Source organism: Candidatus Accumulibacter sp. ACC007, assembly GCF_907163205.1.
Lineage (GTDB): Bacteria > Pseudomonadota > Gammaproteobacteria > Burkholderiales > Rhodocyclaceae > Accumulibacter > Accumulibacter regalis.
The window spans coordinates 253019-276111 of record NZ_CAJQUD010000008.1 but is presented as its reverse complement, the minus strand read 5'-3'; the positions used below and the strand labels follow the sequence as shown (position 1 = coordinate 276111).

The window sequence follows — 23093 nt, the reverse complement described above, 5'->3', positions numbered from 1 at the left end:
ACGTGGGTGGCTGTAAATCTGAATCGAAGCACCTGTGGGGCGGATCATGCTGGAAGGCTATTTCCCGGTACTTGTCTTCATATTGATTGGTGTCGCGTTCGGCGTGGCGCCGGTCATCACCGGTCTGCTTGTCGCCCCGCACCGTCCCGACAGCGAAAAGCTCTCCCCGTACGAGTGCGGCTTCGAGGCTTTTGAGGATGCGCGCATGAAGTTCGATGTGCGCTACTACCTGATCGCCATCATCTTCATCCTTTTTGACCTCGAGGTTGCTTTCCTCCTGCCGTGGGCGACGATCTTCAAGGAGATCGTCGAGACCGATTCGGTGAAGTGGTTTGGCTTCATCGAGATGCTGGTTTTCATCGCCATTCTGGTCGTTGGCTATATCTATGCCTGGGCCAAGGGCGCTCTGGACTGGGAGTGAGCGATGGGAATTGACGGCATTCTGCAGGAAGGCTTTGTCACTACGACGGCCGACCAGCTGATCAACTATGTGCGTACGGGTTCGATGTGGCCAATGAGCTTCGGGCTCGCCTGTTGCGCTATCGAGATGATTCATGCCGGCTGCTCGCGCTACGACCTGGATCGCTTCGGGATCGTCTTCCGCCCCAGTCCACGGCAGTCCGACGTGATGGTGGTTGCCGGCACACTGACCAACAAGATGGCGCCGGCCATGCGCAAGGTTTACGATCAGATGGCGGAGCCGCGCTGGGTGGTGTCGATGGGTTCCTGCGCCAATGGCGGTGGCTACTATCACTACGCCTATTCGGTGGTGCGCGGATGCGACCGCATCGTCCCCGTCGATATCTACGTTCCGGGCTGTCCGCCGACGGCCGAGGCGCTGATCTATGGTCTGATCCAGTTGCAGAACAAGATTCGTCGGACCAGTACCATCGCCCGCTGAAAACAATCAATTGAGAGTGTGAGTCATGTCCGCCAAGCTGGAAGCGCTTAGCCAGAACCTGCAGCAGTGTCTCGGTGATCGAGTGAAGTCCCTGAAGCTGGCGTTCGGCGAGGTGACTCTTGAGGTGGAAGCTGCCGATTACTTTTCGGTCATGCACTCCCTTCGCGACGAGCCTGACCTCGCCTTTGAAGAGCTGATTGATTTGTGCGGCGTCGACTATTCGGCGTATGGCAACGAGGCGCGCAAAGGCCTCCGTTTCGCGGCGGTCAGTCACCTGCTGTCGATCAGCAAGAACTGGCGTCTGCGCGTGCGCTGCTTTGCGCCTGACGACGACTTCCCGTCCTTGCCTTCGGTGACTTCCATCTGGAACAGCGTGAACTGGTTCGAGCGCGAAGCGTTCGATCTCTTCGGCATTGTTTTCCCGGGTCATGACGACCTGCGCAGGATCCTCACCGACTACGGTTTCATCGGGCATCCGTTCCGCAAGGATTTCCCGATTTCCGGCTACGTCGAAATGCGCTACGACCCCGAGCAGCAGCGCGTGATCTATCAACCGGTGACCATCGAGCCGCGCGAGATTACCCCGCGCATCGTTCGCGAAGCGACCTACGGGAACGCCGAAAATGCCTGAACTGCGCAACTTTACTTTGAACTTCGGGCCGCAGCATCCGGCTGCGCATGGCGTGCTGCGGATGGTTCTGGAGCTTGACGGCGAAGTCGTGATGCGTGCCGATCCGCATATCGGCCTGCTCCATCGGGCGACTGAAAAGCTCGCCGAAACAAAGACATGGATTCAGTCGGTGCCTTATATGGACCGCCTCGACTACATGTCGATGATGTGCAACGAACACGCTTACTGCATGGCCATCGAGCGTCTTCTGCAGGTCGAGGTGCCGATCCGTGCGCAGTACATCCGGGTGATGTTCGACGAAATCACGCGCATCCTGAATCACCTCCTGTGGATTGGTTGTCACGGCCTGGACGTCGGGGCGATGACCATGGTCCTCTACGCGTTTCGTGAACGCGAAGACCTGGTCGATGCCTACGAGGCGGTCTCCGGTGCGCGCATGCACGCGGCCTACTATCGGCCGGGCGGCGTCTACCGTGACCTGCCTGATCGCATGGCGCAATACCACGAGTCGAAGTGGAAGAGCGCCGCCCAGATCAAGCCCTTCAACGAGGCGCGCAGTGGTTCCCTGCTTGATTTCCTCGACGATTTTGCCAGCCGTTTTCCGAAGCTGCTCGACGAGTACGAGACGCTGCTCACCGACAACCGGATCTGGAAGCAGCGTCTGGTCGACGTGGCCATCGTTACGCCCGAGCGTGCCCTGCAGCGCGGCTTCACCGGTCCGATGTTGCGCGGCTCGGGTATCGCCTGGGACTTGCGCAAGAAGCAGCCCTATGAAGTCTATGACCGGGTCGACTTCGACATCCCGGTTGGCGTTACCGGGGATTCCTACGATCGCTACCTGGTGCGCATGGAAGAGATGCGCCAGTCGAATCGCATTCTCAAGCAGTGCATCGACTGGTTGCGGCAAAACCCGGGCCCGGTGATGTCCGACAACCACAAGGTTGCGCCACCGGATCGCGAGGCCATGAAGTCCAACATGGAAGAGCTGATTCACCACTTCAAGCTGTGTACGGAAGGCATGCACGTGCCCGAAGGCGAGGCCTACTCGGCGGTCGAGCATCCCAAGGGAGAGTTCGGCATCTACATTATTTCTGACGGGGCGAACAAGCCATACCGCTTGAAGATACGTGCTCCGGGCTATGTGCATCTTTCGGCAATGGACGAAATGGCGCGTGGCCACATGCTGGCCGATGTGGTGACCATCATTGGTTCGCAGGACGTTGTTTTTGGCGAGATTGACCGCTGATGCTGACCTCAGAATCCCTCAAGAAGATCGACCGCGAAATCGCCAAGTATCCGGCGGACCAGAAGCAGTCGGCAGTGATGGCCGCTCTGGCGATTGCCCAGGAAGAGAAGGGCTGGTTGTCCAGTGAAGCGATCGAGTGCGTGGCCAACTACCTCGGCATGGCCCCTGTGGCCGCCTACGAGGTGGCGACCTTCTACAACATGTACGACTTGAAACCGGTCGGCAAGTACAAGGTCTCGGTGTGCACCAACCTGCCGTGCATGCTCTCCGGTGGTGTCGATGCCGGAGAGTACCTCAAGAGCAAGCTTGGTATCGGCTATAACGAAACGACGCCGGACGGCCTGATCACCCTCAAGGAAGGCGAGTGCATGGGCGCTTGCGGCGATGCGCCGGTGATGATCGTCAACAATCGTCGGATGTGCAGCTGGATGAATCCCGAGCAAATCGACCAACTGCTGGCGGAGCTGAAGTAATGGCGATTCTCGGTGCAATCAACCCGATGTTGAGCCTTGATCTCGACGGCGACAATGCCTGGCGGCTTGCCGACTACGTCAAGCGCGGCGGTTACTCTGCCTTGCGGCGGATTCTCGAAGAGACGCAGACGCAGGAATTCGTCATCAACGAGGTCAAGAAATCGGTCTTGCGCGGTCGTGGCGGCGCTGGCTTTCCGACGGGTCTCAAGTGGAGTTTCATGCCCCGCTCGTTTCCCGGTGACAAGTACGTGGTCTGCAATTCCGACGAAGGTGAGCCGGGTACTTTCAAGGATCGCGACATCCTGCGCTACAACCCGCATTCGGTGATCGAAGGGATGGCCATCGCCGCCTACGCGATGGGCGCGGCGCGTGGTTACAACTACATCCACGGCGAAGTGTGGGAGATCTACGAGCGCTTCGAAGAGGCGCTCGACGAGGCGCGGGCGGCCGGATTCCTGGGCGCCAATCTGCTCGGTTCTGGATTCGATTTCGACCTCTTTGCCCATCACGGCTATGGTGCCTACATCTGTGGCGAGGAGACCGCGCTGCTCGAGTCGATCGAGGGGAAAAAGGGTCAGCCCCGCTTCAAGCCGCCTTTTCCCGCTTCCTTCGGCCTGTACGGCAAGCCGACCACCATCAATAACACCGAGACCTTCGCCTCGATCCCGTACATCATCAACCTTGGCGGCGAGACCTACCTGGAGGCGGGCAAGGCGAACAACGGGGGAACCAAGCTGTTCTCGATTTCGGGTCACGTCAACCGGCCCGGAAATTACGAGATCCCGCTCGGAACGCCATTCGCCACGCTGCTCGAGATGGCGGGTGGAATGCGCGGCGGTCGCCAGCTGAAGGCGTGCATTCCAGGCGGCTCGTCGTCTCCGGTAGTGCCCGCAGCGGCGATGATGGAGTGCACGATGGATTACGACTCGATCAGCAAGGCCGGCTCCATGCTCGGTTCGGGGGCGGTCATCGTCATGGACGAAACGACCTGCATGGTGAAAGCGCTGGAGCGCCTTTCCTTCTTCTACTACGAAGAATCCTGCGGGCAGTGCACCCCTTGCCGTGAGGGAACCAACTGGCTGTACAGGGTAGTGCACCGCATCGAGACCGGGCGCGGGCGCGCCGACGACCTCGACCTGCTGTCCAGCGTCACCACCAACATCATGGGTCGCACCATCTGCGCGCTTGGCGATGCCGCGTCCATGCCGGTACAGAGCTTCATCAAGCATTTTCACGACGAGTTCGCGTACCACATCGAACACAAGAAGTGCCTCGTGCCCGTTGACGTCCAGCGCGCCGGCAGCGGCTTCTTCACGGCAACGGTTTAAGGTACCAGACGATGGAAATCGAAATCGACGGCAAGGTCGCGCAGGTGCCTGATGGCAGCACCATCATGGACGCCGCACAGCAGCTTGGCGCCTATATCCCGCATTTCTGCTATCACAAGAAGCTGTCGATCGCGGCGAACTGCCGGATGTGCTTGGTGCAGGTCGAGAAAGCCCCGAAGCCGTTGCCGGCTTGCGCAACGCCGGTGACCAACGGCATGAAAGTGTTCACCCATTCCGAGCTGGCGGTGACGGCCCAGAAGGGCGTGATGGAGTTTCTGTTGATCAACCATCCGCTCGATTGCCCTATCTGTGATCAGGGTGGCGAGTGCCAGCTGCAGGATCTGGCGGTCGGTTACGGCGGCAGTGCTTCACGTTTTCAGGAAGGCAAGCGGGTCGTTTTCCACAAGGATGTCGGCCCACTGATTTCGATGCAGGAAATGGCGCGCTGCATCCACTGTACGCGCTGCGTTCGCTTCGGGCAGGAGATCGCCGGGGTCATGGAACTCGGCATGGCCAACCGCAACATGCACGCCGAGATCATGACCTTCGTCGGGCGCTCGATCGATTCCGAGCTGTCCGGCAACATGATCGATCTTTGCCCGGTCGGTGCGCTGACCTCGAAACCGTTCCGCTATTCCGCACGCAGTTGGGAGTTGTCGCGGCGCAAGTCGGTCAGTCCGCACGACAGCATCGGTGCCAACCTGGCGGTGCAGATCAAGAACAACGTCGTCATGCGCGTCCTGCCGCGTGAGAACGAAGAGGTCAATGAGTGCTGGATCTCGGACAAGGAGCGCTTCTCCTACGAGGCGCTTAATTCGCCGGCACGGCTGACTCGGCCGATGATTCGTGTCGATGGCGCGCTGCGCGAAGTCGAGTGGAACGTCGCCCTGGACTATGTAGCGCACGCGCTCAAGGATATCGCCGGCAGTCATGGTGGCGAGTCCCTGGCCGCACTGGCGTCGCCGCATGCCACTCTTGAAGAGCTCTATCTGCTGCAGAAGTTGATTCGCGGTCTGGGCTCGGGGAGTGTCGATTTCCGGCCTCGGCGGCGCGACTTCACCGCCGACGGCAAGCTTGGCGGAACGCCGTGGCTGGGTCTTCGCCTTGCCGAGATCAAGGACCTGGACGCGGCCCTGGTGATCGGCAGCTTCCTGCGCAAGGACCATCCGCTGTTCGCACAGCGTCTGCGTCAGCTGGGCAAGAAATGGGGCAAGGTGAGCCTGCTGTCGGTTAGTGCCGACGATCCCTTGATCAAGTTGCACACGCAGCTGACGGTGAGTCCAGCCGACCTGCCTTCGGCCCTGGCCAAGATCGTCAAGGCGGCCGCGCAACTGAAGAGCGAGCCGGTGCCCGAGGGCCTTGAGTCCGTCGCCCCCTGCGCGAGCAGCCAGGCCATCGCCAGCAGCCTGATCGAAGGCGAGAAGGGCGCGATCTTCCTCGGCAACGTCGCTGAACAGCATCCGCAGGCGGCGCAGCTGCACGCTCTGGCCAACGAACTGTCGCGGCTTACCGGCGCCAGTTGCGGCTTCATTGGCGAAGCCGCCAACAGTGTTGGCGGCTACATTGCCAAAGCCCTGCCGACGGCGTTGAATGCTCACCAAATGTTCGCGCAGCCGCGCAAGGCCTATCTCCTGCACGGGGTCGAGCCAGAGCTCGATTGCCATGATCCGCAACAGGCGTTGGCGGCGCTGAAACAGGCTGCCCTGGTGGTCATGCTGACGCCCTTCGCTGATGGCGCCGCGGCGGAGTACGCGGATGTTTTGCTGCCCATCGCCCCGTTTACCGAGACGTCGGGAACATTCGTCAACTGCGAAGGCCGCGTACAGAGTTTCAACGGCGTTGTCCGTCCTCTGGGTGACGCCCGTCCCGGCTGGAAGGTCCTGCGCGTTCTCGGCACTTTGCTGGCGGTGTCCGGCTTCGACTATGACTCAAGCGAACAGGTGCGTGACGAAATCGTCCCCGCAGGTAAGGACTTTGTCGACGGCCTGAGCACCGAGGTCAGTGCCGTTCCCTGCGTTTCCTGGTCGCTGACCAGTACCCCCGGAGGGCTGCAACGAGTAGCCGAAGTGCCGATCTATTTCGCCGATCCGCTCGCTCGTCGTGCTGCGGCACTTCAGAAGACCCGCGACGCGCTGGCTCCGAGCGCTCGGATGTGCGTCGAGACCCTGCAGGCGCTGGCGGTCAGCGACGGTGCCTCGGTACGTGTCCGGCAGGGGAGCGGCGACGTCGTACTGACGGCCAAGGCCGATCCAACGGTGCCGGCGGGCTGTGTTCGGGTGGCCGCGGCGCATGTGTCGACTGCTGCGCTGGGTGAGATGTTCGGCGCGATCAACGTGGAGCGTGCATGATGGTTGATGCGCTGCAGGTGTTTCTGCAAGGTCTGTTCGGATCGGTTTTCCCATTGGTCTGGGCGCTGCTCAAGATCGTTCTGATCATTGCGCCACTGCTGCTCTGCGTGGCTTACCTGACCTTTTGGGAAAGAAAGGTGATTGGCTGGATGCAGGTCCGCATCGGACCCAACCGGGTCGGTCCGTGGGGGCTTATCCAGCCGATTGCCGACGGCGTCAAGCTGCTGCTCAAGGAAGTTCTCATCCCGACCGGTTCGGACAAAAGCGTCTTTCTGATTGCGCCGATGTTCGCCTTTGCGCCGGCGCTGGCTGCCTGGGCAGTGGTGCCGTTCAACGACACGCTGGTGCTGGCCAACGTCAACGCCAGCCTGCTGTACATCATGTCGATCACCTCGATCGGCGTCTATGGGATCATCCTGGCCGGCTGGGCATCCAATTCCAAGTACGCCTTCCTCGGCGGTATGCGCTCGGCTGCGCAGATGATCTCGTACGAAATTTCGATGGGCCTGGCGCTGGTCGTCGTGCTGATGGTTTCCAATAGCCTCAACCTGGGGGATATCGTGCACAGTCAGGGCAAGGGCATCTTTGCCGACTACGGCCTTGGCTTCCTGTCGTGGAACTGGTTGCCGCTGCTGCCGATGTTTGCCGTCTATCTGGTGTCGATCGTCGCCGAAACCAACCGTGCGCCGTTCGATATGGCCGAAGGTGAGTCGGAGATCGTCGGTTTCCACTGCGAGTACTCGGGAATGGCGTTTGCGGTCTTCTTCCTGGCCGAATACGCCAACATGATTCTGGTCTCGACACTCACCTCGCTGCTGTTTCTCGGCGGCTGGTTGTCGCCGGTCGGCTTCCTCCCCGACGGCCTCCTGTGGCTGTTCGTCAAGATCGCCGCGGTCTTGTTTTTCTTCCTCTGGATTCGCGCCACTTTCCCGCGCTATCGCTACGACCAGATCATGCGTCTGGGCTGGAAGGTGTTCATCCCGCTGTGCCTGATCTGGTTGGTGGTGGTCGGTTGCTGGATGATGTCGCCGTTGAACATCTGGAAGTGAGAGGCTAGTCATGGGTTCGATGAAGGAAATTTTCAACAGCCTCCTGCTCAGGGAGTTGTTCAAGGGCATGTCGGTGACCGGGCGCTACATGTTCGCGCGCAAGATCACGGTCCAGTACCCGGAAGAAAAAACGCCACAAAGCTTCCGCTTCCGCGGCCTGCACGCGCTGCGTCGCTATCCCAATGGCGAGGAACGCTGCATCGCCTGCAAGTTGTGCGAAGCCGTTTGCCCGGCGCTGGCGATCACCATTGAGTCTGACCAGCGCGAGGACGACTCAAGGCGGACGACACGCTACGACATCGATCTGACCAAGTGCATTTTCTGCGGTTTCTGCGAGGAGGCCTGCCCGGTCGACGCCATTGTCGAGACCCGGATCTACGAGTATCACGGAGAAACGCGCGGTGATCTCTACTACACCAAGCCGATGTTGCTGGCCAATGGTGACCGCTACGAAGAGCAAATCGCCGCTGACCGCGAACTCGACTCGAAATACCGCTAACAGGCCCACGCGATGGAATTCAAGACCTTCGTTTTCTACTTCTTCTCGGCGATCCTGGTGTTCGCCGGACTGCGCGTGATCACCTCGCGCAATCCGGTGCATGCGGCGCTGTTCCTCGTCCTCGCCTTCTTCTCGGCAAGCGGCGTCTGGATGCTCTTGCAGGCCGAGTTTCTGGCCATAGCGCTGATCCTGATCTACGTCGGGGCGGTGATGGTGCTCTTTCTTTTCGTGGTGATGATGCTCGACATCAACCTCGATCGTCTGCGCGAAGGCTTCTGGAGCTACTTGCCGCTGGGCTCGATCATTGCCTTGCTGATGGTTGCCGAGATGGCCTTGATCCTTGGCGGTAACTACCTCGGCCTGCTCGAAAGCAGTGTTCCGCAGGCCAGCGCCGAGGCCAGCAACGTCAAGGCGATCGGCCGTCTGATTTTTACCGAATACGTCTATCCCTTCGAACTGGCGTCGGTCATCCTGCTCGTCGGCATTATCGCCGCGGTGGCGCTGACGCAGCGCGGCAAGCGCAAGAACAAGTCGGTCAGTCCATCGCAGCAGGTCTTCGTCAAGGCAGCGGACCGCCTTCGTGTCCTGCAGATGCCGGCCGAGAAGCGAGACTGAACGGAATGAACGGACTAAATGCGCCGTTGGCGCAACCACCACAAGACTGAGAATAAGAGCGGGTAGCGGAAAACGTGCTACCCCGAGCAGAAGGAATCAGGGAGGCACCTTGCTTACACTGTCCCATTTTTTGATCCTGGGCGCGATCATGTTCGCGATCAGCGTCGTCGGCATCTTTCTCAACCGCAAGAATCTGATCATCATTCTGATGTCGATCGAGTTGATGCTGCTGGCGGTGAACATGAACTTCATCGCCTTCTCGCACTTCATGCAGGACCTTGCCGGGCAGGTATTCGTCTTCTTCATCCTGACTGTTGCGGCCGCCGAGGCGGCGATCGGGCTGGCGATTCTGGTGGTGCTGTTCCGCAACCTGAAGACCATCCACGTGGATGATCTGGACAGCCTGAAGGGTTGAACATGGAAATGCAAAAGCTCTACCTGCTGGTTCCGCTGGCTCCACTTTTCGGGGCCATCATCGCCGGCCTCTTCTGTCGAGTGATCCCGCGCTGGGTGGCGCACACGGTGACCATCGCCGGCGTGGCGATTGCCTTCATCGCCTCCTATGTGATCTTCAGGGACGTGCTCGCCGGCAATACCTTCAACGGTCCGGTATACCGCTGGCTCACGTCTGGCGACTATCACTTCGAGGTCGGTTTCCTGATCGACCCATTGACGGTCACCATGATGCTGGTGGTCACCTTCGTCTCCTTGATGGTGCATATCTACACCATTGGCTACATGCAGGATGATCCCGGCTACAACCGCTTCTTCAGTTACATCTCGCTGTTTACCTTCTCCATGCTGATGCTCGTGATGAGCAACAACTTCATGCAGCTGTTTTTTGGTTGGGAGGCTGTCGGCCTGGTTTCCTACCTGCTGATCGGCTTCTGGTATACCCGGCCAACGGCAATTTTCGCGAACATGAAGGCCTTCCTGGTCAACCGCGTTGGCGACTTCGGTTTCATCCTTGGCATCGGCCTGATACTCAGCCACTTCGGCACTCTCGACTATGCTGCCGTCTTCGCCAAGGCGTCCGCCCTTGCCGAGACGACGATCCCGCTGTTCGGGGAGGGCTGTGCCGTGGCGCTGATGAGTGCCGTCTGCATTCTGCTGTTCATCGGTGCCATGGGCAAGTCGGCACAGGTGCCGCTACATGTCTGGCTGCCGGACTCCATGGAAGGCCCGACGCCGATTTCCGCACTGATTCACGCGGCGACCATGGTCACCGCCGGTATTTTCATGGTCGCGCGCATGTCGCCGCTGTTCGAGTTGTCCGACACCGCACTGTCATTCGTCATCGTCATCGGCGCGATCACGGCGCTGTTCATGGGCTTCCTCGGCGTCATCCAGAATGACATCAAGCGGGTCGTCGCCTATTCGACGCTGTCGCAGCTGGGCTACATGACCGTCGCGCTTGGTGCTTCGGCCTACTCGGTGGCGATTTTCCACCTCATGACCCACGCCTTCTTCAAGGCCTTGCTGTTCCTGGCCGCGGGCTCGGTGATCATCGGCATGCATCACGACCAGGATATCCGCAACATGGGCGGCCTGCGCAAGTACATGCCGATTACCTGGATTACCTCGCTCGTCGGCTCCCTGGCGCTGATCGGGACGCCCTTTTTTGCGGGCTTCTACTCCAAGGACTCAATCATCGAGGCGGTGGCCCTGTCGCACATTCCGGGTTCCGGCTTTGCCTACTTTGCGGTGATGGCGAGTGTCTTTGTCACCGCGCTCTACTCGTTCCGCATGTACTTCCTGGTCTTTCACGGTGAAGAGCGCTTCGGCAAGGCGGCCGCGCACGGGGATCATCACGCCGGCCACGCGACCAGCCACGCCAAGGACGAGCACCACGGCGACGATGCCCATCACGACGACGCACATGGCGACGAGCATCACGGTCTGGCACCGGGCCAGAAGCCGCACGAGACACCGTGGGTGGTGACACTGCCGCTGATCCTGCTCGCCATCCCCTCGGCGATCATCGGCTTCATGACCATTGAACCGATGTTGTTTGGCGACTTTTTCAAAGGTGCGATCTTCGTGGACAGCGAAGCGCATCCGGTGATGAAGGAGCTTGCCCATCATTTCCACGGTGCCTTCGCCATGGCGACGCACGCGCTGTCCACTGCCGTCTTCTGGCTGGCGCTTTCCGGTGTTGTCACGGCCTGGTACCTCTATATGAAACGTCCGGATATTCCCGTGGCGATCAAGGCCCGCTTTGGCGCGCTGTATACGCTGCTCGACAACAAGTACTATTTCGACAAGTTCAACGAGGTGGTCTTCGCCGGGGGCGCTCGCTTGCTCGGGCGAGGGCTGTGGAAGGGCGGTGACGCCGGAATTATCGACGGAATGATCGTCAACGGCGCTGTACGCCTGGTCAGCTGGTTCGCGACCCTGGCCCGCTTTTTCCAGACCGGCCATATTTACCACTATGCTTTTACGATGATTATCGGCGTGTTCGTCTTGATGACCCTGTGGGTCACGCGCGCTTGAGCTAGACAAAGACTGGGAACGATATGTTAGCCACGCCGCTTCTCTCGCTTGCCATCTGGGTACCGATCCTTGCCGGTTTTGTAGTCCTGGCGACCGGTGCCGATCGCAATGCGCCCCTCGCACGGATGCTCGCCCTGCTGGGTGCTGTTGCCGGCCTGCTGGTCACCATTCCGCTGTATACGGGCTTTGACCTGAATACGCCAGCCATGCAGTTCGTCGAACTGCACAACTGGATTCCCCGCTTCAACGTCAATTATCATCTCGGCGTCGACGGCATCTCGGTGCTCTTCGTGCTCCTCAACAGCTTCATCACGGTGACCGTGATTCTTGCCGGCTGGCAGGTCATCGATAGCCGGGTCGCACAGTACAACGCCGGCTTCCTGATCATGTCCGGCCTGTTGAACGGGATCTTTTCCTCGCTGGATGGCGTTCTGTTCTACGTTTTCTTCGAAGCTTCGCTGATTCCTCTGTACCTGATCATCGGTATCTGGGGCGGTTCCAACCGGGTTTATGCGGCGTTCAAGTTCTTTCTGTTCACCCTCATGGGCTCGCTGCTGTTCCTGATCGCGCTGCTCTACCTCTTCGTCGAGTCCGGTGGCAGCTTCTCGATTCTCGACTGGCACAAGCTGCCGCTCGGCCTGACCGCTCAGACCTGGCTTTTCCTCGCCTTCCTGGTCGCGTTCGCCGTCAAGGTGCCGATGTGGCCAGTGCATACCTGGTTGCCGGACGCGCACGTCGAAGCGCCGACCGGAGGCTCGATCGTTCTGGCCGCGATCGCCCTGAAGCTGGGTGCCTACGGTTTCCTGCGTTTTTCGCTACCCATTGCCCCTGACGCCTCGCATGAACTTTCCGGGCTGGTCATCGCGCTATCGCTGATCGCGATCATCTACATCGGCTTCGTCGCCCTGGTCCAGGAAGACATGAAAAAGCTGGTTGCCTATTCGTCGATCGCGCACATGGGCTTCGTTACCCTCGGCTTCTTCATGTTCAGCGCACTCGGGGTTGAAGGGGCGCTGGTACAGATGATCTCGCACGGTTTCGTGTCCGGCGCGATGTTCTTCGCCATCGGCGTCATGTACGACCGTGCCCACTCGCGACAGATTGCCGACTACGGCGGGGTGGTCAATTCGATGCCCAAATTCGCCGCCTTCTTCATGCTCTTTGCGATGGCCAACGCCGGGCTCCCGGCCACGTCGGGTTTCGTCGGCGAGTTCATGGTCATTCTGGCGGCCGTCGATTACAACTTCTGGGTCGCCTTCGCTGCGGCCACGACGATGATCGTTGGCGCCGCGTACACCCTGTGGATGTACAAGCGGGTGGTCTTCGGCGCGGTCGCCAACCACCACGTTGCCGAGCTTACCGACATCAACGGCCGGGAGTTCCTGATTTTTGCGTTGTTCGCCGCTGGCGCGCTGGGCATGGGTCTCTATCCGCAGCCCTTTACTGAAGTCATGCACAGCTCGGTCAATGAGCTGCTGCGTCACGTCGCTCTCAGCAAGATCCAATAATTGGTAGCCGCTATGACTCTTGCCGAAATGCAGTTCCAGATACCTGATCTTCGCCTCGCGAGCGCGGAGATTTTCATGTTGTTGATGGCTTGCGTGATCCTGATCGTCGACCTGTTCGTCAAGGACCGAAAGCGGACGGTGATCTTCGTCGCCACTCAGCTGACGCTGGTCGGAGCGGCAGTGGTTACCTTCGCCACCAGTTCCGGCGAGATCGGCTACACGTTCAGCAACATGTATGTCGGCGACCTCATGGGCGACCTGTTGAAACTGCTGGTCTACCTGACCGTCATCATCGTCCTCTTCTATTCGCGCGACTACATCCTCGAGCGTGAGCAGATGGCCCGCAGCGAGTACTACGTGCTGGCCCTGTTTGCCACCCTTGGCATGATGGTGATGATCTCGGCGAACCACTTCCTGACCGTCTATATCGGTCTCGAACTCCTCTCGCTGTCGCTTTACGCCCTGGTGGCGATGAATCGTGACTCGGTGCCGGCTACCGAGGCGGCCATGAAGTATTTCGTGCTCGGAGCCCTTGCTTCCGGCCTGCTCCTGTACGGGATGTCTATGATCTATGGAGCGACCGGCACGCTCGAGATCACGGCGGTTGCCGAACGCCTTTACATGGGTCAGGCGAACAAGTCGATTCTTGTTTTCGGTCTCGTTTTCCTGGTCTCTGGAATCGCCTTCAAGCTCGGCGTCGTTCCCTTTCACATGTGGATCCCCGACGTCTATCATGGTGCCCCGACGGCCGTCGCCCTGCTCATCGCCACCGCGCCGAAGCTCGCGGCCTTTGCGATCGTCATGCGGATGCTGGTCAACGGCCTGGTCGTTCTGGCGCAGGACTGGCAGACAATGCTGATCCTGCTGTCCGTCCTGTCGATGGCTGTCGGCAACATCGCGGCCATCGCGCAGACCAACCTGAAACGCATGCTCGCCTATTCAGCCATTTCGCACATGGGCTTCATGCTCCTCGGTCTGGTGACCGGCGTCGTTGGTGGTGACGCGCGTTTCGCCCTCAACGCCTACAGCTCTTCGATGTTCTATGTCATTACCTATGTGCTGACCAGCGCCGGGACCTTCGGCATGATTCTGTTGCTCGCCCGTGGCGGTCTCGAATCGGATCAAATAGACGACTTCAAGGGGCTCAACAAGCGCAGTCCGTGGTTCGCCGCGGTAATGATGATGATGATGTTCTCGATGGCGGGAATCCCGTTCTTTGTCGGCTTCTTCGCCAAGTTCTCGGTCCTGCAGGCGGTCGTTGCCGCCGGCTACCTGTGGCTGGCCGTCGTCGCCGTGCTCTTCTCGCTGATCGGTTGCTTCTACTATCTGCGGGTGGTCAAGATCATGTACTTCGATCCGCCGACCAATACCGCGCCGATTCAGGCGCCGCTCGACATGAAAATCCTGATGTCGGCCAACGGACTGGCGGTTGCCGTGCTGGGAATCTTCCCGCAGGCCTTGATGTCGCTTTGCGCCTTCGCGCTTCTGCGCTCGCTCTGAGAACCACGTATCTTGACCGAAACGCCCCGCCAGCCGGGGCGTTTTCATTGGGAGTTTCCGAATGAAAGACGATTACCCACACCTGCGCGAAGAGCCTCTCGAGAGCACGCAGGTCTTTCGCGGCCGTCTTCTCGACGTACGCCTTGACCGGGTGCGCTTGCCGGACGGCGAAGAGTGCCAGCGCGAATACGTGCGCCACCAGGGTGCCGTGGTCGTCATTGCGCAGCTGGACGATGGCCACCTGCTGCTCGTTCGCCAGCACCGTTATCCCCTGCGTCGCTCGATCCTCGAGTTACCGGCCGGCAAGATCGATCCCGGCGAGGCCATCCTCGACACCGCCAGCCGCGAGTTGCTCGAGGAAACCGGGCACCAGGCCGCCGACTGGCGCCATCTCGGCGTGATGCATCCCTGCGTCGGCTATTCGGACGAGCGCATCGAGATTTTTCTGGCGCGCGGCGTTCGTCGCGAAGGCGAGCAGAACCTGGACAGCGGTGAGTTCATGGACGTCCTCAGCCTTTCTCTGGACGACGCCCTGGCCGCAGTGAAGAGCGGCGAAATCACTGACGCCAAGACGATAACCGGTCTGTTCTGGGCCGAGAAGGCCATTCTCGCGGGCTGGTGAAGCGCCCCTTCAATGGCCAGTTTGGGCAGCGGCTCGCCTGCGCCTGCGGCTGTGTCCCTGCGTCATTCCCCGCAATGGGCGGCCTCCCTGTCGGTCGCCTCGTCACCAAAGAGACCACGTCGCGCGCCCTCGCTGACCGCAACCACGGCGGGGTGGGTCAGCAGTCTTTCCACGGAAATGGCGAAGAAGCGTTCCTGAACGTCGTCAGTCTGGCCAAGAGTGATCGTGCCGTACTGGCGTTCGACTTCGCGGGCGCGAGCCGCCGGAGCCGGAAAGATTCCCCGGCCGCTGTGGCCGAACGCCTTCATCAGGGCGCTGTCGTCGAATTCGCCGACGATGCGCGGCCGCACTTTCTGGCGTTCCAGCCAGCGCAGGAGTGGGGTCCGCAGAGCGCTGTCCTCGCCCGGAAGCAATAGCGGCGCGCCGTCGAGCTTGGCGGGAAAGCTGCCGCTCAACTGTGCTGCCAGATTCGGCGCGGCGAGAAAGGCAACGCCACACTGCCCAAGCGGATGGCTGTAGCCCTTGACGTCCATGTTTGCCGGCAGTGGACGGTCGGCCAAAACCATGTCCAGGCGATGAATGGCCAGTTCCGCCAACAAGCGGTCGAGCCGGTCCGCACGGCAAAGCAGCCGCACCGGCTCGGGCAGGCTCAGGGCTGGCGAAAGCAGGCGGTGGGCGATGGTCTTCGGCACCGCGTCGGCGATGCCGACGCGAAACGGCAGTCGGCGCTGCTCCGGACGCCTGCTCAACATTTCTTCGAGCTCCGCACCGACCTGGAAGATCTCGTCTGCGTAGGACAGCGCCAACTCTCCCGTCTCTGTCAACTCCATGCGCCGCCCGACGCGCCGAAACAGTGGCCTGCCAAGCTGCTGTTCGAATTGGCCGAGTTGCCCGGAGAGAGTTTGCGGAGTGAGGTGCAGGCGCTCGCTGGCGCGCGTGATGCCCCCGCATTTCGCGACACTCCAGAAATAATGCAGGTGCCGGTAGTTGAGCATTGCCGTTCTCTATCCTTCGCTGGTATCGAACATACCCCAAAGGATAATCGAATTTCCTTGGTGTTGGCGAAAGCGTAAACTTGCTTCCTGACCGAGCCCGCCCCATCACATCATCCGCAACCAGTCACCAGGAATACTTTATGAAAGACATTGCCCGATTCATCGCCGGATTCGAACGTTTTCAGGAGAAATACTTCGGTGAAGAGCGTGAGCTGTTCGAACAACTTACCCTGGGTCAGAGCCCCAAGACGCTGATCGTCGCCTGCGCCGATTCCCGGGTGGACCCGGCATTGCTGACCGGTGCCGAACCCGGCGATGTCTTTGTCGTGCGCAACGTCGCCAATCTGGTGCCTCCCTACCATCCCGGCGGTGACTTCGCGAGCGTGCCGGCGGCGCTTGAGTTCGCCGTTCTTTCTCTCAAGGTGGAGCACATCATCGTCCTTGGCCATGCCCGCTGTGGCGGCATCCATGCCCTGATGCAGGGTCTGGCCTCGGAGACGGAGTTCATCGGCAAGTGGGTCAGCATCGCGGAGCGTGCGCGGGAACGCGTGCAAGCCGAATTGCCGTCGAAATCACCGGAGCTGCAGGACCGCGCTTGCGAGCAGGCGGGCATCCTCGTCTCGCTCGAGAATCTGCTCACCTATCCGTGGATCGCCGAGCGCGTGCACGCTGGCAGTGTTCACTTGCACGGCTGGTATTTCGACCTCGCAGCCGGCGTCCTGCTGCACTACGATCCCCTGAGCAACGCCTTCGAGGCGCCGTCCCCCAGCTAGCCGGAAAGCCCGCCAGAATGCGTTCGGCATTCTGGCCGAGTGGCCTCCGACAAAGTAGAATTAGCGTCTCGCGACCGCTATGACATTTTGTCGGAGCCCCCTTGACGAGTCTTACGGCCTATCTTGAACGGTTGACCGTCTCTCGCCGCCTGTTGGCCTTGACGGCCGCGGCGGTGGTCGCGCTGCTTGCCGTCGCGGTGTGGATGTTTCCCGGCGTGCAGCGCTTTGATCAGGTCAGCGCCCGCCTCCATCAGCAGCGCAACGCGACGATCGCTGCGGTTAAGGATCTTGGCTACCAGCTGTTGTCCATGCAGGTGCTGTTGCGCGATCTGATCGCTGCAGAGAGCGCCGTCACGCGCGCGGCGCTCGACCAGGAACTGGCCGTCACCGACGGCCGCTTCGTCGAAGGCTTGCGCAAGTTGCGCGTTTTGCACGCGGGCGACGAGCAGGACACTTTGCGGGCGGAAACCTACTATCAAAAAGTGTCGCCGACCGAGCCGCCACGCTCGAAGGGCTGAAGAGCACTGCCATGCCGAGTGCCGGGCCAGGCAGGCTGGCACCGGCGGCGAGGGATTCCGTGCTGCTTCTGAGCCAACAACTTGACCGGATTGGCGAAGCAGCGTCGGCCGAAATTCAGGCGATGCAGGCCCTGGCCGCTGAGGTCCATGAGGGCCAACGGCCAGCGGCCATGTACCTGTTTCTCGCCTGCCTGGCGCTCTTTCTGGGTTCCACGTGGACCCTTGCTCAATCCATTACGCGGCCGCTGCGGCGCCTGGGTGGCAGTATCACCAGCCAGGCGCAGGGCCAACTGGCGCAGGTGATCCCCTGTCAGGATCAGCAAAACGAGATCGGCGAGATCGGGCGCAGCGTGGCCACGCTGATGAATGCCGATCAAGGGATGGCGGCGCAGCGCTGGATCAGGACCAACATCGCTGCCATTTCCGGAGAGCTGCGACCGGCGGCGAGTTTTACCGATCTCAGTCAGAAACTGATGGCTGGGTCCGATCAATGAGCAGGCGCCGAAGCTGCCCGGCGAAGTGCTTGGCGAGGGGGCGACCAGTGTTGACCAGGTGCGCTTGCAGCAGGTCTGTGGCAAGCTCTCGGCTTTGCTGGTGGACAGTGATTCGGAAGCGAGCGATCTCCTCGATCCCGAGGCCGCCACGCTACGATTGGCCTTTGGCGCCAGCTACCCGGCGATCGACCTCGCTGTGCACGCCTACGACTACGACTACGAAGCCGGGCTGGCAGCGTTGCGGACAGCCTCCGCAGCTGCCGGAATCGCAGTTTGAACGAGACGGGTGATGGATATGGATGTTCTCCGCTTCAACGACAAAGCCACCGTCCTGGTGGTCGACGACACGCCGGACAATCTGGCGCTGATGTCGGCGCTGCTCAAGAATACCTACAAGGTCAAAGTTGCCAACCACGGCGCGAAGGGACTCCAGATTGCCGCATCGGCGATCCCTCCCGACCTGATCCTCCTCGACGTCATGATGCCGGACATCGACGGGTACGAGGTTTGTCGGCGCCTCAAGGCCGATGCCCGGACCCGCAACATTCCGGTCATTTTCCTGTCCGCAAAATCCGAGCCCGAGGACGAGAAAAAGGGGCTCGAACTCGGTGCCGCCGACTACATCACTAAACCGATCAGCGCGCCGATCCTGCTCGCACGCGTGGCGACGCAGCTGACGCTGAAGGCCAGTGCCGACTTCCTGCGCGACCAGAACGACTTCCTGACCGCCGAGGTGGCCCGGCGGACCCGCGAACTCGAGGCGGTGCAGGACGTGACCATCCTGGCGCTGGCGTCGCTTGCGGAAACCCGTGACGCCGAAACCGGCAAGCACATCCTGCGCACACAGCGCTACGTCAAGGCCTTGGCGGAAAAGCTGCGGCCGCATCCGCGCTTCTCGAGCTTCCTCACCGAGGAGAACATCAAGACGCTATTCAAGTCGGCGCCTCTGCACGACATCGGGAAAGTGGGCATCCCCGACCGCATCTTGTTGAAGCCGGGTCGCTACGAGCCGCACGAGCTGGAAATCATGAAGAACCACACCCTGCTCGGCAGGGATGCCATCCAGCTCGCCGAGGACTGGCTCGGCGCGCAGGTCGGGTTTCTCACCATTGCCAAGGAGATTGCCCTCTGCCATCAGGAAAAATGGGATGGCAGCGGCTATCCGGAAGCGCGGGTCGGTGACAGTATTCCGGTCTCCGCTCGACTGATGGCCATCGCCGACGTCTATGACGCGCTGATCAGTCGGCGGGTTTACAAGGAGCGACTACCGCATGAGAAGGCGGCGCAGATCATCGTCGAGGGTCGTGGCAGCCACTTCGACCCGGACATGGTCGACGCTTTTATCGAGATTCAGGACGAATTTCGTGAAATTGCGCAGCTCTATCCGGATTCCGACGGCGACTTCCAGAAGAAAATCGAGTTTCTGGCGCAGGCCGTCGCCGACCAGGCCTGACGCGCGGTGCTCGCTCAGCGCTCCGCCGCTGTCGCAGGCGACGCAGGAGCGGCGCCTGTTGCGCCACCCAGGGCCTGGATGGCCGTGCGCAGTTCAGCGACGTCGCTTTCCAGTCGCGCCACCCTCTCTTCAAGTTCCGTGTTCGTCTTGTCCGGAGCCGTCGCCTCCGCTGCACCTGACGGGGCTGGCGTTCCGCAGAGCAGGTGCACCCAGCGATGTTCGCGTGAACCCGGCTGCTTGGGTAGTCGGCAGACCAGCGCGCCGCTGCTGCGCGCCGCCAGTTCCTCGAGATACGCTTCCACCGACGAGGCATCGTCGAAGCGGTACAGGCGTTCGCTGTTGGCGCGCAACTCGCTGACCGTTTGCGCGCCACGCAGCATCAGCATGGTCAGCAGGGTGACGCCGGCCGTCGGCAGGCCGTATACCTTGGCGAAATTCTGCGCGTAACGCAGCACGCGGCCGGAGGCGCCGTAGGTTTCGAGCACCAGCAGGCGACTGCGCAGTTCCTCGAGGGCCGCCTGCAGCTCGCTATCGCTGGCGCTCATCACCGGATCGCGCGCGGTTTTCTGGTTGCAACCGGCGCTCAGGCTGTTCAGCGTCAGCGGATAGGCGTCGGGTGTTGTCTTCTCTTTTTCGATCAACACCCCGAGGATGCGCGCTTCGAGGAAGCTCAGTTCTTGCAGGGGTTCGGATGCTTGCGCCATGACTGGCTCCATTTTCGGTCGCGTGGGTGGCGCGGCTGCCATGCGGCAGGGAATGAGGCGCTCAAGTGAGCAGCTGCCCGTGTTCGCGCGAGCTGTGGAAAGCGACCCCGGGCCACTTCTCGCTGGTCACCTCGAGGTTGTAGCGCGTGCTGGCCAGGTAAACCGGATTGCCGTCGACGTCCTTGGCCAGACGGTGCAACTGCTCGCGCTCGAAATTGCGGCGCGTATTGTCGTCGGGAAAGGTCAGCCAGCGCGCGGTGTAGATGTCCGCTGATTCAAAGATGGCATCAACCTTGTACTCGGTCTGCAGGCGCTGGGCGACGACTTCGAACTGCAGCGTGCCGACGGCGCCGAGCAGCAGCGCGCCGCTGCCGAGGTTCTCGAAGACCTGGATGGCGCCTTCCTCACCGAGTTCCTGCAGGCCTTTCTGCAACTGCTTGCTTTTCAGCGGGTCGCGCAAGCGCGCCACCCGGAAGAGCTCGGGCGAGAAGTAGGGGATGCCCTTGAAAGCCAGTGCCTCGCCTTCGCTCAGGCAGTCGCCGATGTGAAGGTTGCCGTGGTTATGGATGCCGATGATGTCGCCGGCGACGGCGTCCTCCATGAGCAGGCGTTCGTTGGCCATGAAGGTGAGTACGTTGGCCAGTTTCATCTCGCGGTCCAGGCGAACGTGTCTGACCTTCATTCCCGGTTTGTAGCGACCCGAGCAGACGCGGAAAAAAGCGATCCGGTCGCGGTGCTTGGGGTCCATGTTGGCCTGGATCTTGAACACGAAGCCGCTGAATTCCGCTTCAGCGGGTTGCACCAGGCGCTCACCACCGTTGCGTTCCTGCGGCGGCGGCGCCCAGTCGAGCAGCGCTTCCAGGATCTCCTGGACGCCAAAGTTGTTGATCGCCGAGCCGAAAAAGACCGGTGACTGGCGGCCGGCGAGAAAACCGGCGAGTTCGAAGGGGCCGCTCGCGCCCTGAATCAGCTCGACATCCTCGCGCAGCTTGGCCACTTCGGCGGGGAACTGCGCGTCGAGGAGCGGGTTGTCGAGTCCGTCGAGGCGCTCCGATTCGCTGCGTCTCTCCTGGCCAGCGGCGAAGTGCAGCAGGCGGTCGTTGAGCAGGTGATAGACGCCGCGAAAAGTCTTGCCCATGCCGATCGGCCAGGTGATCGGTGCGCATTCGATGCCCAGCACCGATTCGATTTCCTCGAGCAATTCGAAGGGCTCGCGGACTTCGCGGTCGAGCTTGTTCACGAAGGTGATGATTGGCGTGTCGCGCATGCGGCAGACGTTGAGCAGCTTGATCGTCTGCGCCTCGACGCCCTTGGCTGCGTCGATGACCATCACGGCCGCGTCGACGGCGGTCAGGACGCGGTAGGTGTCTTCGGAGAAATCCTCGTGACCCGGCGTATCGAGCAGGTTTACGGTGTGCCCGTGGTACTCGAACTGCATCACCGAACTGGTCACCGAAATGCCGCGCTGCTTCTCGACCTCCATCCAGTCGGAAGTGGCGTGGCGAGCGCTCTTGCGCCCCTTTACCGTCCCCGCGAGCTGGATCGCGCCACCGAAAAGCAGCAGCTTTTCGGTGAGCGTCGTCTTGCCGGCGTCCGGGTGGGAAATGATCGCAAAGGTCCGCCGCTTGGCGACATCACGCTGGATGTCTGGCGGAAAAGGGCTGTCGGTGCGGCTATCGTGCGGTGAATCGCTGGCGGTGGTGCTCATCAGGAAGCTTTCGGCGGCAGGAAAACAAAAGCCGCCGGTCGGGAAGATGAAGGCTGACCCGCTGGCGGTGCGCAGGCCGAACTATAGCAAGACTCAGCGCCTGCTGGAACCGCGCCGCTCCTTGCTGCTCACTTGATGTCGAGCGCCCACTGAATGAGGTATTTGGCGACGAAGCCAAGCATTCCGAAGGCCAGTCCCAGGAAAATCACGAAAGTTCCGAGCTTCCCGGCCTTCGATTCCCACGCCAGCTGTCCGACGATGAACAGCATGTAGAGCATGAACGAGCCGAGCCCGACGGAAAGGCCAAAAGCAGCAATCTGTTCTTCTGAAAATCCGAGCATGGGATCGCTCACCGAGCTCGCGGACGTTCCGGCAGGGCACTGGCATCGACCAGGGCGCGATACGCGTGCCAGCTGGCGTGGCCCAACAGGGGAATGAGCACGATCAGGCCGAGCATGAGCGTCGCGAAACTGATCAGCACCAGACACATGATCAGCGCCGCCCAGAGTGCCATCGGGCCAGGGTTGGCGAGAACCACACGCCAGCTCGTCAGGACGGCCATCAGCAGGTTGCTGCGCCGGTCGAGGAGCAGGGGCATCGAGACAATGCTCGAGGCAAAGATCGGCGCGGCAAGTATGCCCCCCATGGCCAGCCAGGTTTCGAACAGGAAGTTGTCCCTGCTCAAGACGACATGACGCAGGAAGTCCGGTGGCGCGTTGATCGGCGCCGGAGCGAGCAGCGTGATCAGAGCCGCCGACGTGACCACCCATCCCGTACCGGCCAGGGCCAGCAGCAGACCGAAGCGGACCAGGCACCAATACCCGCCCGACTCCATGAAGCGCGATTGTTGCCAGCTCAGCCAGGTGTCCCGCAGCAGCTGCCAGCCGATGGTGCCGCCATGCTCGACGGCCCGACTCATGGCGTACAGACTGGTGGCCAGCACTGGGGCCACGACCAGAAAGCCCGAGAAGGCACCGGCCAGCAGCCAGAAATGCTGGTAGGCCGTGGCCATCAGCGCAAGGCCGAAAGCCGCCAGAAAGAAGCCGTGTGCCAGACTCAAGCAGCCGCAACGCAGCAAGTCGCGCCAGCCCAGGATCAGCCACTGCACGGGAGCGGTCAGGGGGACGACGAGCACCTGCGGCTGCAACGCAGACGTCTCGGCCGGGGGAGAGGGCATGAGCTTCACGGGTTGGTCATCCAAGGAGAGAGAGTCTAGTGCACTGCGGCGCTCTTGG

The 23093-nt window shown here is 61.2% G+C and carries 25 protein-coding genes; 20 read left to right on the top strand and 5 right to left on the bottom strand.

The window, feature by feature from the left end:
• Positions 1-46 precede the first annotated feature (46 nt).
• From QZ634_RS17405 to QZ634_RS17335, 15 genes are all read left to right on the top strand, one after another.
• On the top strand, positions 47-421 hold the full coding sequence (locus QZ634_RS17405) for an NADH-quinone oxidoreductase subunit A (RefSeq protein WP_291990587.1): 375 nt from the start codon (positions 47-49) through the stop codon (positions 419-421).
• A 3-nt stretch (positions 422-424) separates the two neighbouring features.
• Positions 425-901 carry an NADH-quinone oxidoreductase subunit B gene (locus QZ634_RS17400; RefSeq protein ID WP_043564146.1) on the top strand — a complete coding sequence of 159 codons (477 nt, stop codon included), beginning with the start codon at positions 425-427 and terminating at the stop codon, positions 899-901.
• A 25-nt stretch (positions 902-926) separates the two neighbouring features.
• Positions 927-1532, top strand: a complete 606-nt coding sequence (locus QZ634_RS17395; protein WP_291990585.1) for an NADH-quinone oxidoreductase subunit C — start codon at positions 927-929, stop codon at positions 1530-1532.
• On the top strand, positions 1525-2778 hold the full coding sequence (locus QZ634_RS17390; protein WP_291990582.1) for an NADH-quinone oxidoreductase subunit D: 1254 nt from the start codon (positions 1525-1527) through the stop codon (positions 2776-2778). The genes QZ634_RS17395 and QZ634_RS17390 overlap by 8 nt, the downstream gene beginning before the upstream one ends.
• Entirely contained in the window at positions 2778-3251 is a 474-nt protein-coding gene (gene nuoE, locus QZ634_RS17385; protein ID WP_043564141.1) for an NADH-quinone oxidoreductase subunit NuoE, read from the top strand. The genes QZ634_RS17390 and nuoE overlap by 1 nt, the downstream gene beginning before the upstream one ends.
• A complete protein-coding gene (gene nuoF, locus QZ634_RS17380; RefSeq protein WP_291990580.1) occupies positions 3251-4579 on the top strand; it encodes an NADH-quinone oxidoreductase subunit NuoF in 1329 nt (442 codons plus the stop codon). The genes nuoE and nuoF overlap by 1 nt, the downstream gene beginning before the upstream one ends.
• Before the next feature lie 11 nt (positions 4580-4590).
• Complete coding sequence (gene nuoG / locus QZ634_RS17375) at positions 4591-6927, top strand: NADH-quinone oxidoreductase subunit NuoG (protein ID WP_291990578.1); 2337 nt, start codon at positions 4591-4593, stop codon at positions 6925-6927.
• A complete protein-coding gene (gene nuoH / locus QZ634_RS17370) occupies positions 6924-7976 on the top strand; it encodes an NADH-quinone oxidoreductase subunit NuoH (protein WP_291990576.1) in 1053 nt (350 codons plus the stop codon). Before nuoG ends, nuoH begins: the two co-directional genes overlap by 4 nt.
• Positions 7977-7986: 10 nt before the next feature.
• Positions 7987-8475, top strand: a complete 489-nt coding sequence (gene nuoI, locus QZ634_RS17365; RefSeq protein ID WP_291990574.1) for an NADH-quinone oxidoreductase subunit NuoI — start codon at positions 7987-7989, stop codon at positions 8473-8475.
• 12 nt (positions 8476-8487) lie between these two features.
• Entirely contained in the window at positions 8488-9090 is a 603-nt protein-coding gene (locus QZ634_RS17360) for an NADH-quinone oxidoreductase subunit J (RefSeq protein WP_291990572.1), read from the top strand.
• 109 nt (positions 9091-9199) lie between these two features.
• A complete protein-coding gene (gene nuoK, locus QZ634_RS17355; RefSeq protein WP_042335334.1) occupies positions 9200-9505 on the top strand; it encodes an NADH-quinone oxidoreductase subunit NuoK in 306 nt (101 codons plus the stop codon).
• A gap of 2 nt (positions 9506-9507) precedes the next feature.
• On the top strand, positions 9508-11583 hold the full coding sequence (gene nuoL / locus QZ634_RS17350; RefSeq protein ID WP_291990570.1) for an NADH-quinone oxidoreductase subunit L: 2076 nt from the start codon (positions 9508-9510) through the stop codon (positions 11581-11583).
• Positions 11584-11606: 23 nt separating this feature from the next.
• Positions 11607-13091, top strand: a complete 1485-nt coding sequence (locus QZ634_RS17345) for an NADH-quinone oxidoreductase subunit M (protein ID WP_291990568.1) — start codon at positions 11607-11609, stop codon at positions 13089-13091.
• A gap of 27 nt (positions 13092-13118) precedes the next feature.
• A complete protein-coding gene (gene nuoN, locus QZ634_RS17340) occupies positions 13119-14591 on the top strand; it encodes an NADH-quinone oxidoreductase subunit NuoN (protein ID WP_291990692.1) in 1473 nt (490 codons plus the stop codon).
• A gap of 61 nt (positions 14592-14652) precedes the next feature.
• Positions 14653-15213: an NUDIX hydrolase gene (locus QZ634_RS17335; protein ID WP_291990566.1), complete on the top strand. Its 561-nt coding sequence runs from the start codon at positions 14653-14655 to the stop codon at positions 15211-15213.
• 62 nt (positions 15214-15275) lie between these two features.
• Here QZ634_RS17335 and nhaR read toward each other — a convergent pair whose 3' ends face one another.
• Entirely contained in the window at positions 15276-16208 is a 933-nt protein-coding gene (nhaR, locus tag QZ634_RS17330; protein WP_291990564.1) for a transcriptional activator NhaR, read from the bottom strand.
• A gap of 140 nt (positions 16209-16348) precedes the next feature.
• Between nhaR and QZ634_RS17325 the strand changes: the two genes are divergently transcribed.
• The 5 genes from QZ634_RS17325 to QZ634_RS17305 all read left to right on the top strand — a co-directional run bounded on the left by QZ634_RS17325 (position 16349) and on the right by QZ634_RS17305 (position 19446).
• Positions 16349-16981, top strand: coding sequence for a carbonic anhydrase (locus tag QZ634_RS17325; protein WP_291990562.1), 633 nt, complete (start codon positions 16349-16351; stop codon positions 16979-16981).
• A 101-nt stretch (positions 16982-17082) separates the two neighbouring features.
• A complete protein-coding gene (locus tag QZ634_RS17320) occupies positions 17083-17499 on the top strand; it encodes a hypothetical protein (protein ID WP_291990560.1) in 417 nt (138 codons plus the stop codon).
• A 59-nt stretch (positions 17500-17558) separates the two neighbouring features.
• Entirely contained in the window at positions 17559-17993 is a 435-nt protein-coding gene (locus QZ634_RS17315) for a HAMP domain-containing protein (protein WP_291990558.1), read from the top strand.
• Between the two features lie 25 nt (positions 17994-18018).
• The gene (locus tag QZ634_RS17310) at positions 18019-18270 is read left to right on the top strand and encodes a hypothetical protein (protein ID WP_291990556.1); all 252 of its coding nucleotides are present in this window, start codon (positions 18019-18021) and stop codon (positions 18268-18270) included.
• A gap of 18 nt (positions 18271-18288) precedes the next feature.
• The gene (locus QZ634_RS17305) at positions 18289-19446 is read left to right on the top strand and encodes a two-component system response regulator (protein ID WP_291990690.1); all 1158 of its coding nucleotides are present in this window, start codon (positions 18289-18291) and stop codon (positions 19444-19446) included.
• Between the two features lie 14 nt (positions 19447-19460).
• Here the strand turns inward: QZ634_RS17305 and QZ634_RS17300 are convergent, their stop codons facing one another.
• The 4 genes from QZ634_RS17300 to QZ634_RS17285 all read right to left on the bottom strand — a co-directional run bounded on the left by QZ634_RS17300 (position 19461) and on the right by QZ634_RS17285 (position 23035).
• Positions 19461-20150: a YceH family protein gene (locus tag QZ634_RS17300; RefSeq protein WP_291990555.1), complete on the bottom strand. Its 690-nt coding sequence runs from the start codon at positions 20148-20150 to the stop codon at positions 19461-19463.
• A gap of 61 nt (positions 20151-20211) precedes the next feature.
• The gene (locus tag QZ634_RS17295) at positions 20212-21858 is read right to left on the bottom strand and encodes a peptide chain release factor 3 (protein ID WP_291990553.1); all 1647 of its coding nucleotides are present in this window, start codon (positions 21856-21858) and stop codon (positions 20212-20214) included.
• A gap of 128 nt (positions 21859-21986) precedes the next feature.
• A complete protein-coding gene (locus tag QZ634_RS17290; RefSeq protein WP_291990552.1) occupies positions 21987-22199 on the bottom strand; it encodes a DUF2788 domain-containing protein in 213 nt (70 codons plus the stop codon).
• Positions 22200-22207: 8 nt separating this feature from the next.
• The gene (locus QZ634_RS17285; RefSeq protein ID WP_291990688.1) at positions 22208-23035 is read right to left on the bottom strand and encodes a DUF2189 domain-containing protein; all 828 of its coding nucleotides are present in this window, start codon (positions 23033-23035) and stop codon (positions 22208-22210) included.
• Between the last annotated feature and the right edge of the window lie 58 nt (positions 23036-23093).

Coding starts and splice junctions, on each gene's coding strand:
- QZ634_RS17405 (WP_291990587.1), top strand. CDS start 47: ATGCTGGAAGGCTATTTCCCGGTACTTGTCTTCATATTGATTGGTGTC.
- QZ634_RS17400 (WP_043564146.1), top strand. CDS start 425: ATGGGAATTGACGGCATTCTGCAGGAAGGCTTTGTCACTACGACGGCC.
- QZ634_RS17395 (WP_291990585.1), top strand. CDS start 927: ATGTCCGCCAAGCTGGAAGCGCTTAGCCAGAACCTGCAGCAGTGTCTC.
- QZ634_RS17390 (WP_291990582.1), top strand. CDS start 1,525: ATGCCTGAACTGCGCAACTTTACTTTGAACTTCGGGCCGCAGCATCCG.
- nuoE (WP_043564141.1), top strand. CDS start 2,778: ATGCTGACCTCAGAATCCCTCAAGAAGATCGACCGCGAAATCGCCAAG.
- nuoF (WP_291990580.1), top strand. CDS start 3,251: ATGGCGATTCTCGGTGCAATCAACCCGATGTTGAGCCTTGATCTCGAC.
- nuoG (WP_291990578.1), top strand. CDS start 4,591: ATGGAAATCGAAATCGACGGCAAGGTCGCGCAGGTGCCTGATGGCAGC.
- nuoH (WP_291990576.1), top strand. CDS start 6,924: ATGATGGTTGATGCGCTGCAGGTGTTTCTGCAAGGTCTGTTCGGATCG.
- nuoI (WP_291990574.1), top strand. CDS start 7,987: ATGGGTTCGATGAAGGAAATTTTCAACAGCCTCCTGCTCAGGGAGTTG.
- QZ634_RS17360 (WP_291990572.1), top strand. CDS start 8,488: ATGGAATTCAAGACCTTCGTTTTCTACTTCTTCTCGGCGATCCTGGTG.
- nuoL (WP_291990570.1), top strand. CDS start 9,508: ATGGAAATGCAAAAGCTCTACCTGCTGGTTCCGCTGGCTCCACTTTTC.
- QZ634_RS17345 (WP_291990568.1), top strand. CDS start 11,607: ATGTTAGCCACGCCGCTTCTCTCGCTTGCCATCTGGGTACCGATCCTT.
- nuoN (WP_291990692.1), top strand. CDS start 13,119: ATGCAGTTCCAGATACCTGATCTTCGCCTCGCGAGCGCGGAGATTTTC.
- QZ634_RS17335 (WP_291990566.1), top strand. CDS start 14,653: ATGAAAGACGATTACCCACACCTGCGCGAAGAGCCTCTCGAGAGCACG.
- nhaR (WP_291990564.1), bottom strand. CDS start 16,208: ATGCTCAACTACCGGCACCTGCATTATTTCTGGAGTGTCGCGAAATGC.
- QZ634_RS17325 (WP_291990562.1), top strand. CDS start 16,349: ATGAAAGACATTGCCCGATTCATCGCCGGATTCGAACGTTTTCAGGAG.
- QZ634_RS17305 (WP_291990690.1), top strand. CDS start 18,289: ATGGATGTTCTCCGCTTCAACGACAAAGCCACCGTCCTGGTGGTCGAC.
- QZ634_RS17300 (WP_291990555.1), bottom strand. CDS start 20,150: ATGGCGCAAGCATCCGAACCCCTGCAAGAACTGAGCTTCCTCGAAGCG.
- QZ634_RS17295 (WP_291990553.1), bottom strand. CDS start 21,858: ATGAGCACCACCGCCAGCGATTCACCGCACGATAGCCGCACCGACAGC.
- QZ634_RS17290 (WP_291990552.1), bottom strand. CDS start 22,199: ATGCTCGGATTTTCAGAAGAACAGATTGCTGCTTTTGGCCTTTCCGTC.
- QZ634_RS17285 (WP_291990688.1), bottom strand. CDS start 23,035: ATGCCCTCTCCCCCGGCCGAGACGTCTGCGTTGCAGCCGCAGGTGCTC.